The sequence below is a fragment of the Streptosporangium sp. NPDC049046 genome, assembly GCF_040649155.1.
GTDB lineage: Bacteria > Actinomycetota > Actinomycetes > Streptosporangiales > Streptosporangiaceae > Streptosporangium.
This window is the reverse complement of sequence record NZ_JBEZEZ010000020.1, coordinates 125100-139144: the sequence shown is the minus strand read 5'-3', so window position 1 is coordinate 139144 and position 14045 is coordinate 125100. Positions and strand designations below refer to the sequence as shown.

Sequence of the window (14045 nt, the reverse complement as noted above, 5' to 3'; positions counted from 1 at the left end):
CGAACTCCCGTTCTGTCGTGAGGGATGTCCTCGTAGATCAACTTCACAGCGCACACTACTCTCTGTGGTCGATCTGCCGCGTTAGGTGTTCACGTGGCTTCCGTGTCGCGTCCGGCGTACGGCGTCGGCACCGCGGACCGGACCGCACCCCGGGCCGGAACGGCTACAGCGGGTGGGCCGGGGCGTCCGCCGGCGGACGCCCCGGAGGGCCGAAGTGCTCCGACACGCGCTCGGCGGGGTAGGCGCCGTTCTCGGTCACGATTCTCGTCACCAGGTGCGGCGGGGTGGCGTCGAAGGCGGGATAGTGGCCGGTCACGCCCTCGCCCGCGGTGCGCGTCCCCAGAACGTGCAGGACCTCGTCGCCGTTCCGCCGTTCGATGACGACGTCGCCGATACCCGGTGCCCGCGGATCGGGTGCCGGGATCACCACGTAGTACGGGACGTCGAAGGCGCGGGCGGCGAGCGCCACCCCGAGGGTGCCGACCTTGTTCACCACGTGCCCGTCCATCGTCACCCGGTCCGCCGCGGTCAGCGCCACGTCGGCGAGCCCGTCGGACAGTACCGAGGCGACCATCCCGTCGGTGATGAGGGTGGGCCGGTAGCCCATCTCCACGAGTGTCGGCGCGGTCAGCCGTGCCCCCTGCAGGTAGGGCCGGGTCTCGGTGCAGATGAACTCCAGCCGCTTGCCCGCCTCCTGAGCGGCCTCGACGGTGGCTATCAGGTAGGCGTCCGCCCAGCAGTGGGTGAGGACGCGGGCGCCGTCGTCGAGCAGCGCGGCCGCGTGCCTGCCCATGGCCGCGCTGCTCGCCAGGTAGGCCGCGTCGTGCTCGGACGCCGCCCGGGTCACGGCCTCCACCAGCTCGTCCCCGCAGGCCTGCGGCAGTGGCCCGTTCACCGTGGCGGCGAGGACGGCCTCCACGGCGTCGCGGATGTGGTTGTTCGTGGGCCGGGTCGCGATCAGCCGGTCGCCCGCCTCGCGCAGCCGCGCCGCGGCCCGGCCCGGCGGCTCGCCCCGCGCCTCGCGGGCGGCCAGTGTCATTCCGGCGGTCGCCGCGAACGAGGGGCCGGTGCTCTGGGTGACCATCCGCTCGATGGCCACCGCGACGTCCTCGCTGGTGGCACAGCGCACCCAGCGGTGCTCGAAGGGATAGACCCGGCGGTCGAGGATCTCCACGGCGTCCTCGGTGATCCGGACGGAGTCCGCGAGGACAGGGCGCCTTCGGGTCGTGCTCATGAGACCTCCAGCGGGGGATCGGGCGGTCTGCCGCCGTTCTGCTCGCCACACCGGACGCCGCTCGGCGTCACCGCCGCCACCGCGACCCGGTTGCGCCTCGCGCTTATGCCCTTTTTGGGAGGCTGTGTACCCACGGAGGGCGGACAACCCGCCGCTTTGAAGGAACGAAGAGCCCGAGCGGACCCGGAGACGAGGTCAGAGGGACACCGAGTCGACCGGAAGTTGATTCGGCGGAAGCCGGAGACGGGTCAGGCGAGCTTCTCGCCGATCTCGGCGATCTGGGCGCGCTGCTCGGTGACCATCTTCTCCGCCAGGAGGGTGGTGGGCCGGTGCCTGCCCAGCGCGATCGCGACCTGGGCCATCTGGACACCGCTGTTGAGGTGCTTGCCCAGTACGCTCAGCCACAGCTTGTCGAAGGCGGCGCCGGACCGTTTCTCCAGGGAGGCGATCTGGGTGGCCGACAGCATGCCCGGCATGTCGTGCGCGGAGTGGTCGCCCTCCGGCGGTACCTCGACCTCCCACGACCGCAGCCAGCCCGACATCAGGTCGATGTCGGCCGCCTCCTTTTTCTTGATCTTCGCGGCGAGGTCGTTCACGTACGGGTTCTCGCTCCGGCCGGTCACCAGGTCGGCGAGCTGGATCGTCTGCCGGTGGTGGGGAATCATCTCCTGGGAGAAACGGACGTCCGCGTCGGCCCGATCGCCGGCGAGTCCCACCGCCTGGACGGGGGTTTCGGCGGTCATGGCCGCTGACGAGCACCCGGCGGCCAGCATGGCGGAGACCAGCAAGGAGGCGGTCAGAGACCGTCGCTTGCGCGACCGCCGGGTGCTCATCGAAATCACTGCCCCTTTCCTGCGGGTGGGAAGGATCATTCGTGCCGTTCCGCCCTGAGATACGCGGGTCCCCTTCCCGCGGTTCAGGGTTCGCCGGAAATCGTGTGCCCGGAATTCCGGACGCCGGTTCTGCGGGCGGGGCACGGAATTCCGGGATCGGGGAGCGAGGGAAGGCGGTTCGGGAGTGTGAGCCCTCCCCGCCGCCGGTGGGTCAGCCGGGGGCGTCGCGGTGGTCGGAGACGCTGTCGAGCCAGGCGCGGTGCAGGTCGGCGTAGCGGCCCGCCCGCTCGACGAGCTCGCCGGGCGGACCGTCCTCGGTGATCCTGCCGCCCTCCATCACCAGCACCCGGTCGGCGATCTCGACGGTCGACAGGCGGTGCGCGATGATCAGGGCCGTCCGGTCCGCCAGGATCGTCCGCATCGCCCGCTGCACCAGCCGCTCGCCGGCGACGTCCAGGCTGGACGTCGCCTCGTCGAGGATCAGCACCGCCGGGTCGGCGAGGAACGCCCTGGCGAACGCCACCAGCTGCCGCTGCCCGGCCGACAGCCGGCCGCCGTGCTTGCCGACCTGGGTGTCGTACCCGTCGGGGAGCGCGGAGACGAACGTGTCGGCACCGATCGAGCGGGCCGCCGCCACGATGTCCGCCATGCTCGCGCCGGGTCGGCCGAACCTGATGTTGTCCGCCACCGACCCGCTGAACAGGAAGTTCTCCTGGGTGACCAGGACCACCGCGGCGTGCCGCGTCTGCTCGCCGAGGTCGCGCAGGTCGACCCCGTCCAGCAGCACCCGCCCCGCGACGGGGTCGTAGAACCTGGAGGCCAGCTTCGCCAGCGTGGTCTTGCCCGCCCCCGTGGTGCCGACGAGCGCCACGGTCTGCCCGGCGGGGACCACCAGATCCAGCCGGGGCAGCACGGGGGTGCCGTCCAGGTAGGAGAACTCCACGCCCTGGAACTCGATCCTCCCGCGTGGCCGCTCCAGCGCCGCCGGGTCAGCGGGCTCGGCCACCATGGGGTGCTCCTGCAGCACGCCGGAGAGCTTCTCCAGCCCCGCACCGGCCGACTGGAACGTGTTATAGAACTGCGAGATCTCCTGCATCGGCTCGTAGAACTGGCGCAGGTAGAGCAGGAAGGCGGCCAGCACTCCCACCGTGACCTCGCCCTGGATCGCGAGCGTGCCCCCGTAGAGCAGGACGGCCGCGATCGTCACGTTCCCGATGAGCTTGACGCCCGGAGAGAAGATCGCGACCAGGTGCATGCTCCGCCGGTTGGCGTCGCGGTAGTCGGCGTTCAGCTGGGAGAAGATCGCCTGGTTGCGCGGCTCCCCGCGGAACGCCTGGACCGCGCGCATGCCGGCCATCGACTCCACGAAGTGGACGATCACCAGCGCCACGGTCTCCCGCGTCCTGCGGTAGACGATGCTCGACTGCCGCCGGAACCAGCCGGTGAACAGCATCAGGACCGGCAGCGGCAGCAGCGCGACCACGCCGAGGTGGACGTCCAGGACGAGCAGCAGGACCGCCGTGCCGACCAGTGTCAGCACGGCGGTGACGAGGTCGTCGAAACCCGACTGCAGCATCTCGGAGATGGCGTCGATGTCGGAGGTGAGCCGGGAGACGACCCGGCCCGAGGTGTAGTCCTCGTGAAACGAGAGCGACAGCCTCTGGAAGTGGACGAACACCCGCCGCCGCAGTTCCAGCAGGATGCTCTGGCCGATGTGCCCGGCCATCCTGAGGAATATCCGCCGGGTCACCAGCTGGACGGCCGCCGCCGCCAGGATCGCCACGACGACCGTCACCAGCGTTCGCGGCCCCGCGCCCGCCAGCATCGGCGGGATGCCCGCGTCGATGCCCACCTTGACCAGGTAGGGGATGGAGAGCGAGGCGGCGTTGCAGGTCACGATGATGACGACGAGCAGGACGAGCCTCCCGCGGTACGGGCGCAGCAGGTCGCCCAGCAGCCGCCTGGACCTGTCGCGCAGCAGGAACGACACCTGCGCCGACAGCTCCTCCTGGTTCTCGGCCGCGACGCCCCGCCACTCCCGGGACCCGTTCGCGTTCTCGGCACCGGAAGGCTTGACCGAGGGATGGGTGGAGGGTTCGGTCACGCTCACAGCCGCGCCTCCTCGGTGTCCGGGGCGGCCGACAGCAGCGCGCGGTACTCGGGCACGCTCGCCATGAGTTCGTGGTGCTCGCCGACGTGCGCGATCGTGCCGTCGAGCAGCAGGGCCACCCTGTCGGCGAGGAGTACGGTGGAGGCCCGGTGGGCGACGACGATCCCGGTCGCCTCGCGCAGCACGTGCCGGAGCGCCTCCTCCACCAGGGCCTCGGTCTCGACGTCGAGGGCCGACAGCGTGTCGTCCAGCACGAGAATCCTGGGACGGCTGAGCACCGCGCGTGCCAGTGCGAGCCGCTGGCGCTGGCCGCCGGACAGGGACATGCCCTGCTCGCCGATCCTGGTCTCCAGCCCCCACGGCAGTGTGTGGACGAACCCGGCCTGGGCGATCCGCAGTGCCTGCTCGATCTCCTCCTCACTCGCGTCGTGCCGTCCCAGCGTGAGGTTCTCCCTGACGCTCATCGAGAACAGCGTCGGTTCCTCGAAGGCGGTGGCGACCATCGAGCGCAGTGTGGGCAGCGGCAGGTCGCGGACGTCGACCCCGTCGATCGTGACCCGGCCGGTGCCGACGTCGTGCAGCCGTGGCACCAGGGAGGTCAGCGTGGTCTTGCCCGACCCCGTCGCGCCCACGACCGCGAGCGTCTCTCCCGGACGCACCTCCAGCCAGACGTCGTGGAGCACGGGTTTCCCGTCACCGGGGAAGGTGAACCCCGCTCCCTCGAAGCGCAGGTGTCCTCGGGGCCGTTCGATCACGGCGGTGCCTCCGACGATCTCCGGTTCGGTGTCGAGCACCTCCATCACCCGGTCCGCCGCGGTCATCGCCTCCTGGCCCATCGTGAGGATGAAGCCGAGCGCGGAGACGGGCCAGACCAGTTGCAGCATCAGGGTGGCGAAGGCCACCAGCGTGCCCAGCGTCAGCGTGCCGGAGCCGACCGCCAGGGCACCGAGCAGCAGCACGAGCGCGAGGGTGATGTTCGGGATCACCTCAAGGAAGGTGAAGAACCTGGCCGACAGGCGGACCTTCTCCATCGAGGTCCCGTAGACCTTCAACGCCCCTTTCTCGAAGATTCCGGAGACGTACGGGCCGCGGCCGAACGCCTTGATCGTGCGGATGCCGGCCGCGGACTCCTCGACGACCGTGGCGAGGTCGCCCTGCTCGTCCTGGACCCGCCGGGAGATGGTGATGTACTCGCGTTCGAAGCGCAGGGTGGTGACCATGATCGGCACCGCCGAGGCGACGACCAGCAGCCCGAGCGGCCAGTACATGTGGAGCAGCAGCCCGGTCACCGTCGCGATCTGGACGGTGGTGAGGACGAGGAAGAGCAGGCCGAAGCCGAGGAAACGCCGGATCGTCGACAGGTCGGTCGTCACCCGGGAGAGCAGCTGGCCCGACTGCCAGGAGGAGTGGAACCCCATCGGCAGCCGCTGGAGGTGGCGGTAGATGTCGTCGCGGAGACTGGTCTCCAGGCCGAGGACGGCGGCGGCCAGCAGCCACCGCCTCAGGAAGACGAGCAGTGCCTCGATCACGCCCAGCGCGCAGGCGAGCAGTGCGAGGGGTGGCACGGCCCCCGCCTCGCCGCGGGCGACGGGACCGTCGATGATCTCTCTGCCGATCAGCGGGATGGCGATGCCGATCGCGACCGCGGTGAGGGACAGCACCCAGATGGCGACAAGGCGGCCGACGTACGGGCGGAGGTAGGACTTCAGTCGCCACAGGGAGCCCGCCCCGGCGCGGCGCGAGGGGAGGGGGCGCGAAGTCAGGGATGCCGGGTTGGTGGCGGAGGCGTGAGTGTTGTCGGTATTGTCGGTGTTGTTGGTACTGGCTGAGGTGTTTCCGGTGTCAGGGGGCATCGGCAGGCGGCACGCTCCTCACGGTGTTCTGACGAGGTGAGAGCCGTCCGGGGCAGGGCAGGCCGGAGCGCCATCCCTCCCAACCGGTCTCCCGTACCACCGCTCCAGGTGGCGCCCCGTCGGATCACCGCCACCCGCGTGACGCGGGCGACCATCCAGTTTCCGCACCCGGCCGCGGCGTCGGCAACTGATTTGACGGTCGGCATGGTGTAACCACCGGGCCAGAATGCCCATTGACCGTGAACCCCCTCCTCGGAGTGAACGGGCGGGTCCGACAGCCTTTCCGGTGCGCGAGGCAGTGTCACCGCGCCAAAATAGGGGGGCTAAAATTCCCGGTGGTGTCGAGCGCGAGGAGGCGGCCCCCGATGGACCTGAAGACGCTGCACGACGTTTCCGGGCTGAGCGACCCCATCGAGCGCGCGCGGGTTCTGAGCCGCCTCATGACCGAAGAGCAGGGACTCGTCGCGGAGGCGGCGAAGATGCGCCGTCAGGCGATCGCCGAGGCCCGTGACTCCGGGATGAGCCTGGAGGAGATAGCGGCGCGCCTGGGCGTGTCCCCCGGCCGCATCTCCCAGATGAGGAAGGGGCCGGCGGCGCGGGTCCCCGAGGAGCCCACGGTCCGTGAGCCGAAGGTCGTGGTGCGGCGGGCGCTGCCCACCGACCCCGCCGATCGAGGCTCGGCGTCCCTGTTCCTCGCCGAGGCGGAAAGGCAGGGCGTCACGCCCGGCCGCAGAATGCTCTACGTGGGACCGGAACCGGCCGGTGAACACGTGGCCGCGCGCCTGCGCGTCGAACCCGGTGCCGAGGTGATCGCCCGCAGGAAGATGATGACCGCCGACGGGATCCCGGTGCGCGTCGCCACCAGCTACTTCCGGACGGACCTGTTCGGGGGCACCCGCCTCGCCGAGCCGGGGTTCGTGAAGCCGTCACTGCAGGCGGCGCTGATCGCCCTCGGCCACACCTTCGGCCGCGCCGAGGAGAGCCTGACGGCCCGCCCGCCGACCTCCTTCGAGTACGAGACCCTGGAGCTCGAACCGGGGGAGTGGGTCGTCCACATCCTTCGCACCGGCTACTCCGACGAGGACGTCCCCGTCCACGTCCTGGAGACCGTCTGCGCCGCGAGCAGGCACGTCTTCCCGATCGGCCAGGTCTCCGGGCACGACGAGTTCTGACCGGCCCCGCCGGGTTTCCCGCACACACCCGCGCACCCGAAAGGCGGAGGCGAGACGGACCCGCCCGCCGTGCTCGCGACGCCGCCTCCACGGCCGAGTGACGCTTCGTCCTGAAGAGGAAAAAAGGGGAGGCCACAGCGGGCTGGGCGACTGTATGGTCTGTGACATGACCTGGCGACATTGATCCTGAACGATCGGTCGGTCCGGCGCGAGCTGCCGTGGACCTCCGGAGATGCCGAGCATCCCGAAGTCCGCCAGCCCTCGCGAGAAGGACCTCATGACCACTTCTTCTTTTCTCCGTGCGCCCGAAGGACGTGCGAAGCGCCTCGCCGCGACGCTCTACGTCTACACCTTCCTTGATGAGTTCGTCCTGTTCTACCCGTTCTACGCGCTGCTGTTCGTCGACACGGGTCTGTCGACCGCCGAGATCTCCTCGCTCCTGGCGATCTGGTCGGTCACCTCCGTCGTGCTGGAGGTCCCCTCGGGGGTGTGGGCCGACGCCGTCTCGCGGCGCGCGCTGCTCGCCCTGGCACCATTGCTCGCCGCGGCCGGTTTCCTCCTGTGGGTCGCGGCCCCCTCCTACTGGGTGTTCGCCGCGGGCTTCGTGCTGTGGGGTGCCTCGGGAGCGCTGCAGTCGGGCGCGCTGGAGGCTCTGGTCTACACCGAACTCGACCGCCTGGGCGCGACCGGCCGTTACGCCGCGGTCATCGGCCGTGCCCGCGCGATCGGCACGGGTGCCGTCATGCTGTCCATGGCCGTGGCCGCCCCGGTGTTCGCCGTCGGCGGCTACCCGCTGGTCGCCGCGGGCAGTGTCCTGGCGTGCGTGCTCGCCGCGGTGGCCGCGCTCGCCTTTCCCGAGCGTCGCGTACGCCCCGGGGAGGAACGCGAGGAGGCCGGTGGGGAGGAGACGCCGGCCGGTGGCTACGCCGCGATCCTGCGCGAGGGGCTGCGGGCGGCGCGCGCCGACCGGCCGACGCGCCGGGCGCTGCTGCTGGTACCGGCGGTGACGGCCCTGTGGGGTTCGCTGGAGGAGTACACCCCGCTGCTCGCGGTCGGCACCGGCGTCACCACGCACGTCGTGCCGCTCCTGGTGCTTCTGGTCTCCGTGGGTGTCGCGGCCGGTGGCGTGCTCGCGGCGGCCGGGCGGAGCCTCACCGACCGGGAGTTCGCCGCGCTTCTCGCGTTCGGGGCGCTCGCGCTCGGCGCGGGCGCGTTCAGCGGCGTCGCGGTGGGGTTCGTCGCCCTCGCGACGGCCTTCTGCGTCTTCCAGATGGCGACCGTGCTGGCCGACGTGCGGCTTCAGGAGAGCATCACGGGCCCGGCACGCGCCACCGTGACCTCGCTGGCCGGGCTGGGTACGGAACTGGGCGCCGTCCTCGCCTACGGCGCGTACGCCGCGGCCTCGGCGCTCGTCGGCCATGCCGCGATCTTCACCGCCGCCGCGGTGCCGTACGCCGTCCTCGCCCTGCTCCTGTTCCTCGGCGGGTCTCGTTCGAGGAGGGCCGCGACCACCCGGTCCCCGCTCGGTGGTCCATGAGGCGGGCCGCTCCTGGCGGATCGGCCGGGATCGGCATCCATGGGGCGGGCCGGTCTCCGCCGATCGGCCGGGACCGGCGATCCTCGCCGGTGAGGATCGGGCCGCGTGCCGGTACCGGCCGGGCCCCGGCCTGCCGGGCCGGGGTCAGCGCTTGGTGAAGCGGGGCAGGCCAAGCTCGGCGAAGACCGGACGATGATCGGTGTGCGGGAGGTGGTGGACGCCGAAGGTCCTGATCGCCATGCGTGAGTCGGCGAGCACGTGGTCGATCGTCACACCGGGGACGTTCCAGCCCTGCCGCGGCCAGGTGGGCGTCAGGCCGTTCCCGGTGACGTCGGCCACGTCGCGGTAACCGCTGTCGAGCAGATCGCGTACCGGCCGGTGGTCGAGGGTGGCGTTGAAGTCTCCGGCGAGCACCCGCAGCTCGCCGCCCGCCCTGGGCAGCGCCCGCAGTCCCTGTTCCCAGCACGGCACCCTGCCGCCGTACCGGGGCGCGCAGGGGTGGACCGAGACGACCTCGATCTCGTGGCCGCTCGGGTGCTGGATCACCCCTCGCGCCTGCCGGAACCCGCCCAGCGCGATCAGCGGTTTCTCGCTGAGGGGGTGCCTGGAGTAGATGCCCGAGCCCCCCACCCCGTCGACCGCGCGGTCCACGACGTGGGGCATGCGACGGCGCAGCCCGGCCGCCTCCAGACGGTCGCGCGCGGCCGGGGTGACCTCCTGGAGGGCGAGTACGTCGGGGCCGAGGGAGCCCACCAGCCTCATCAGGGCCTCGGTGTCGCCCGCGCCGACGGCGAGGTTCGCGGCGAGCACCCGGAGCCGACCTCCGTCGGCCGCGGGCTGGTCGTCGTCGCCGAAGTGGCGGGGGAGCACGATCGTCGCCAGCGTCGCGCTCGTGACCAGCGCGAGGGCCGCGGCCGCCCAGCGGCGCAGGCCCAGGGCGAGGAGCAGCGGGATCACCGAGGCCGCCGCCACGTACGGCGTGAACGCCACCAGGGCGACCCACTGCCAGACCGGGGTCCAGCCGCCGGCCCTGAGTAACGCCCAGGCCGCGAAGGGCAGCACCGCCGGCCAGACCAGCAGGCTCACCCATCTCGATCTGATCATGCCCCCGGAGCGTAACGGCCTTCTGTGCAGTTTCGGTGGAGATTGAGGTCTTTACCGGCGCAGATGCACAGAACCACAGCCGTTCAGCCCTGCCGGATTGCAAAGAAAATGAAAGTCATTATCATTCCTTCTGTTGAGTTCGTGGCGAAGGAGATGGTCTTGGGGCATTTGCCGATGGTCGAGAGCCGGGGCGACCGCGACGGCCACCTACTGCTGGAGCGCGTTCCCTGGACCGGTCTCGGTGGCGAGGACACCTCTGGCCTTTTCGGCCTCGGCGTGCGACCGGCGACATGAGAGCGTTCCAGTCCTTTCCACTGTCCGTGCGGCTCCTGCTGGTCAACCAGATGGGCGTCAACACCGGCTTCTACCTGCTGATCCCTTACCTCGCGAGCTACCTCGCCGGGAACCTGGGGATGTCGGCCGCAGCCGTCGGAGTGGTGCTCGGCGTGCGCAACCTCAGCCAGCAGGGCCTGTTCCTGGTCGGCGGCACGGCCTCAGACCGGCTCGGCGCCCGCACGGTCATCATCGCGGGGTGCGCCCTGCGTGCCGTCGGCTTCGGCCTCTTCGCGATCGGCGGCTCGCTCCCCGTGCTGCTCGCCGCCTCGGTCCTGTCAGGGCTGGCCGGGGCGCTGTTCAACCCTGCGGTCCGCTCCTACCTGGCCGTCGAGGCGGGCGATCGCCGCGCGGAGGCGTTCTCCCTGTTCAACGTGTTCGCCAGCGTCGGCGCGCTGCTCGGCCCGCTACTGGGCGGTGTGCTGCTGCTGGTCGACTTCCGGGTGGCAGCCGTCGCCGCGGCACTGATCTTCGCCGGGCTCACGGTGGCGCAGGCGCTGACGCTACCGGCGCGGCCCGTACCGTCCGGCGAGAGGTCGGTGCTCGCCGACTGGCGGGAGTGCCTGGCCAACCGCCGCTTTCTCGCCTTCACGCTGGCGCTGAGCGGGATGTTCGCCCTGCAGAACCAGCTCTACCTGATCCTGCCGATGCGGGCCGAGGAGGTCACCGGCTCCGCGGCCTCGGTGGCGGCGCTGTTCCTGGTCTCCACGGTCGCCACCCTCCTGCTGCAGGTGCGGGTCACCCGGTGGCTGGGGGGCCGTCTCCGCCGGGACACCGCCATCGCGTTCGGTCTGGCGGTGATGGGGGCGGCCTTTCTCGCCCCGCTGCTGCCGGGCCTGATCCCGGTGTTGTTCGCCGCGTTCGGACTGGCCCTGGGCGTGATGATCGCGCAGCCGTTCGTGCTGGAACTGATCCCCGCCTATGGCAGGGAGGGCATCATCGGCACCTATTTCGGGATGTTCTATCTCGCCTCGGGCCTGGTCGCCGCGGTGGGCAACGTCGTCGTGGGCTGGGCGGGCGACACCGCGGGCTGGCTCGCCTGGCCGCTGTGCGCCGCGCTCGGGCTTGGCTCCGCGCTCGCGGTGCGTCGCGCCGGCGTACCGGAGACGGCGGCGCCGGCGGAGAACTCCCCGACACGGGGGCCGCGGCCGCGACCCGTATGAGCTGCGGCTCCCCGACCTCGACCACCTCACGTCCGTCTGATTTCGCCCGTCGTCTCGGCGGTGGGGCCCGGCTGCTCGACATCGGCCGCGACGCCGCCCCCTGGTCTGTCGCGCAACCTCCCGACCAATGAAAGGACCTCCCCTCCATGCAATCCCTGAACCGCCGTGGTTTCCTCGGCACCGCCACAGGGCTGTCCGCCGCCCTGATCGCCGGGTGCGGCACCGCACCCGCCGCCGAGATCGTCGCCGGGGGCAAGCCTCGCGCGGGAGGCCGGCTGCGCGTCGCGTTCGCCGGGGGTGGGGCCCAGGAGACCCTGGACCCGCATATGTCCAACCTGTTCGTCGAGGCGTCCCGCTCCAAGGCGCTGTTCGACAAGCTCGCCGACTACGGCCCCGACCTGTCGGTCGTGCCGCGTCTCGCCGAACGCTGGGAGCCCTCCGCCGACCTCACCAGGTGGCGGATCACCCTGCGCCGGGCGACCTTCCACGACGGCAGGCCGGTGCGCGCCGCCGACGTCCTCCACAGTTACGCCAGGATCGCCGACCCCGCGCGCGCCTTCCGTGCCAGGGCCACCCTGGCGGTCATCGACCTGGCCGACAGCAGGGCCGTCGACGACCGTACGGTCGAGTTCGCGCTCAGACAGTCGTTCGCCGAGTTCCCCAACGTGCTGGCCGCTTTCGGCGTGTTTGTCGTGCCTGAGGGCGCCGAGGACTTCACCAGGCCGGTCGGGTCCGGCCCGTTCGTCTTCGGCTCCTTCGAACCCGGTCGCTCCCTGCTGCTCAAGCGCAACCCCGACTACTGGGAGGGCCCCCCGCACGTCGATGAGTTGCAGTACCTCATCGCCAACGAGGAGTCGGCCCGGGTCAACGCCCTGCTGGGCGGGCAGGCCGACTACGCCCACGACATCACCGCGACCACCGCCAGGACCTACCGGGGTAACGACCGCCTGACCGTCACCCGGCTCACCAACAGTGGCATGCAGGCGTTCGCCATGAAGCTGGACCGTCCTCCCTTCGACGACCGGAACCTGCGCGAGGCGATGTTCCTGCTGGCAGACCGCAGGGAACTGGTCGACACCGTGCTGGCCGGCGCCGGACAGGTCGGCAACGACCTCTTCGGCAAGGGCTACCAGTACTACGCCGAGGAGATCCCGCAGCGTGCCCGCGATCTGGAGAAGGCCAGGTGGCTGGTGGAGAAGGCCGGCGCGAAGGGGGTGAAGGTGCGGCTCGACACCTCGGCGGCGGCCAGTGGCTTCGTCGAGTCGTCGAGCGTCTTCGCCGACCAGATGCGCCAGGCCGGTCTCGACGTCGAGGTCGCGGTGGGCGACAGGGACACCTACTGGAAGGACGTCCTCGACAGGGGCACTCTGTGCTGCTTCCGGTCCGGCGCGATGCCCATCGAGTCCCACTTCGCACAGCGCCTGCTCAGCACGTCCACCACCAACATCACCAAGTGGAAGCGACCGGAGTTCGACGCGCTCTACGCCAAGGCCGTCTCGCTCGCCGACGAGAAGGCGCGCCGCGACGTGTACGCCGAGATGCAGCGCGTCCAGCATGCCGAGGGCGGCTACCTCGTCTGGGGCTTCGCAGACTGGCTCGTCGCGACCGTGCCGGGTGTGGGCGGTGTCGCCGACGCCCCGGCCAACACCCTCGACTGGGCCCGCTTCGACAAGGTGTGGCTGGCTTGACGCGTCTCCGATCCACGCAGCCCTCCCGGCCCCGCTCGGAGGGCCGGGTGAGCCTGCCCAGGTACGCCGCGCGGCGCCTGCTGCTCGGTCTGGCGCAGATCGTGGCGGTCACCGCGCTGGTGTTCGCCCTCACCGAGGCGCTGCCGGGGGACGCCGCCGTGGTGCTGGCCGGGGACACACCCGACCCGGCGCGGATCGAGCGGTTCCGCCAGGAGTTGGGACTCGACCGGCCCGCGCCGGCCCGCTACGCCGAATGGCTGCTCGGCCTGTTCCACGGTGACCTCGGGACGTCCCTGACGGCCGGCCGCCCGGTCACCGGGTTCCTCACCGACGCGGGCGGGCCGACACTCCAACTCGCCGCGATCACCCTGCTGCTCCTGGTGCCGTTGGCGGTGGCCGCGGGCGTCGTCGCCGCGATCCGCGAGGGCCGGTTGCTCGACCGGGTTCTCACCTCGGCCGGCGTCGCCCTGTACTCGGTGCCGGAGTTCGCCCTCGCCGTACTGCTGGTCGCACTGTTCGCTCTGCGGCTCGGCTGGTTCCCGCCCACCGCGGTGGGCGTCGGCCCGAACCTGCTCGCGCAGCCGGCCGTGCTGGTGCTTCCCCTCCTGGTCCTGCTCGCCCGGCCGATCTGCTCGATCAGCAGGCTGGTCAGAGCCGGGATGATCGACGCCCTGAACTCCGAGTACGTCCGCCACGCCCGTAGGCTCGGGCTCTCCGGCCGGAGAGTGGTCGTGGCACACGCCCTGCCCAACGCGGTCGCGCCGGCCGTGCAGCAGCTCGCGAGGACCACCGACTGGCTGCTCGGCGGCGTGATCACCGTGGAGGCGGTGTTCGTCATCCCCGGCCTCGGTACCTCCCTGGTGAGCGCGGTCTCCGCCCGCGACATCCCGGTGATCCAGGGGCTCGCCCTGGTCTTCGCGGCCACCACCGTGGCCGTGAACCTCGCCGCGGACATCGTCGCGTTCCGTCTCGCTCCGCGTGCGGCAGGTGCCACATGAGGCGGGGGGTGGGGCCGGTG

The 14045-nt window shown here is 71.2% G+C and carries 11 protein-coding genes; 6 read left to right on the top strand and 5 right to left on the bottom strand.

Going from position 1 to position 14045, the window contains the following annotated elements:
* Nucleotides 1-163: 163 nt before the first annotated feature.
* From AB0B96_RS27105 to AB0B96_RS27090, 4 genes are all read right to left on the bottom strand, one after another.
* Nucleotides 164-1234, bottom strand: a complete 1071-nt coding sequence (locus AB0B96_RS27105; RefSeq protein WP_362902998.1) for an S-methyl-5-thioribose-1-phosphate isomerase — start codon at nucleotides 1232-1234, stop codon at nucleotides 164-166.
* Nucleotides 1235-1482: 248 nt separating this feature from the next.
* On the bottom strand, nucleotides 1483-2067 hold the full coding sequence (locus AB0B96_RS27100; protein WP_362902996.1) for a DUF305 domain-containing protein: 585 nt from the start codon (nucleotides 2065-2067) through the stop codon (nucleotides 1483-1485).
* 211 nt (nucleotides 2068-2278) lie between these two features.
* On the bottom strand, nucleotides 2279-4177 hold the full coding sequence (locus AB0B96_RS27095; protein ID WP_362902994.1) for an ABC transporter ATP-binding protein: 1899 nt from the start codon (nucleotides 4175-4177) through the stop codon (nucleotides 2279-2281).
* Nucleotides 4174-6030, bottom strand: coding sequence for an ABC transporter ATP-binding protein (locus AB0B96_RS27090; RefSeq protein ID WP_362902992.1), 1857 nt, complete (start codon nucleotides 6028-6030; stop codon nucleotides 4174-4176). The genes AB0B96_RS27095 and AB0B96_RS27090 overlap by 4 nt, the downstream gene beginning before the upstream one ends.
* Before the next feature lie 365 nt (nucleotides 6031-6395).
* On the opposite strand from AB0B96_RS27090, the gene AB0B96_RS27085 reads away from it, so the two are divergent.
* Together AB0B96_RS27085 and AB0B96_RS27080 are read left to right on the top strand one after the other, a co-directional pair.
* Entirely contained in the window at nucleotides 6396-7202 is an 807-nt protein-coding gene (locus AB0B96_RS27085) for a UTRA domain-containing protein (RefSeq protein WP_362902990.1), read from the top strand.
* Nucleotides 7203-7479: 277 nt separating this feature from the next.
* On the top strand, nucleotides 7480-8739 hold the full coding sequence (locus tag AB0B96_RS27080; protein ID WP_362902988.1) for an MFS transporter: 1260 nt from the start codon (nucleotides 7480-7482) through the stop codon (nucleotides 8737-8739).
* Between the two features lie 144 nt (nucleotides 8740-8883).
* On the opposite strand, the gene AB0B96_RS27075 is transcribed toward AB0B96_RS27080, so the two are convergent.
* Nucleotides 8884-9843, bottom strand: coding sequence for an endonuclease/exonuclease/phosphatase family protein (locus AB0B96_RS27075; protein ID WP_362902986.1), 960 nt, complete (start codon nucleotides 9841-9843; stop codon nucleotides 8884-8886).
* A gap of 159 nt (nucleotides 9844-10002) precedes the next feature.
* Between AB0B96_RS27075 and AB0B96_RS27070 the strand changes: the two genes are divergently transcribed.
* From AB0B96_RS27070 to AB0B96_RS27055, 4 genes are all read left to right on the top strand, one after another.
* The gene (locus tag AB0B96_RS27070; RefSeq protein ID WP_362902984.1) at nucleotides 10003-10137 is read left to right on the top strand and encodes a hypothetical protein; all 135 of its coding nucleotides are present in this window, start codon (nucleotides 10003-10005) and stop codon (nucleotides 10135-10137) included.
* On the top strand, nucleotides 10134-11339 hold the full coding sequence (locus tag AB0B96_RS27065; protein ID WP_362902982.1) for an MFS transporter: 1206 nt from the start codon (nucleotides 10134-10136) through the stop codon (nucleotides 11337-11339). The genes AB0B96_RS27070 and AB0B96_RS27065 overlap by 4 nt, the downstream gene beginning before the upstream one ends.
* A gap of 146 nt (nucleotides 11340-11485) precedes the next feature.
* On the top strand, nucleotides 11486-13027 hold the full coding sequence (locus tag AB0B96_RS27060) for an ABC transporter substrate-binding protein (RefSeq protein WP_362902980.1): 1542 nt from the start codon (nucleotides 11486-11488) through the stop codon (nucleotides 13025-13027).
* The gene (locus AB0B96_RS27055; RefSeq protein ID WP_362902978.1) at nucleotides 13024-14025 is read left to right on the top strand and encodes an ABC transporter permease; all 1002 of its coding nucleotides are present in this window, start codon (nucleotides 13024-13026) and stop codon (nucleotides 14023-14025) included. Before AB0B96_RS27060 ends, AB0B96_RS27055 begins: the two co-directional genes overlap by 4 nt.
* Nucleotides 14026-14045 lie beyond the last annotated feature (20 nt).

Excerpts from the sequence above, each read along its gene's own strand:
- AB0B96_RS27105 (WP_362902998.1), bottom strand. The coding sequence starts at position 1,234 with ATGAGCACGACCCGAAGGCGCCCTGTCCTCGCGGACTCCGTCCGGATC.
- AB0B96_RS27100 (WP_362902996.1), bottom strand. The coding sequence starts at position 2,067 with ATGAGCACCCGGCGGTCGCGCAAGCGACGGTCTCTGACCGCCTCCTTG.
- AB0B96_RS27090 (WP_362902992.1), bottom strand. The coding sequence starts at position 6,030 with ATGCCCCCTGACACCGGAAACACCTCAGCCAGTACCAACAACACCGAC.
- AB0B96_RS27085 (WP_362902990.1), top strand. The coding sequence starts at position 6,396 with ATGGACCTGAAGACGCTGCACGACGTTTCCGGGCTGAGCGACCCCATC.
- AB0B96_RS27080 (WP_362902988.1), top strand. The coding sequence starts at position 7,480 with ATGACCACTTCTTCTTTTCTCCGTGCGCCCGAAGGACGTGCGAAGCGC.
- AB0B96_RS27075 (WP_362902986.1), bottom strand. The coding sequence starts at position 9,843 with ATGATCAGATCGAGATGGGTGAGCCTGCTGGTCTGGCCGGCGGTGCTG.
- AB0B96_RS27065 (WP_362902982.1), top strand. The coding sequence starts at position 10,134 with ATGAGAGCGTTCCAGTCCTTTCCACTGTCCGTGCGGCTCCTGCTGGTC.
- AB0B96_RS27060 (WP_362902980.1), top strand. The coding sequence starts at position 11,486 with ATGCAATCCCTGAACCGCCGTGGTTTCCTCGGCACCGCCACAGGGCTG.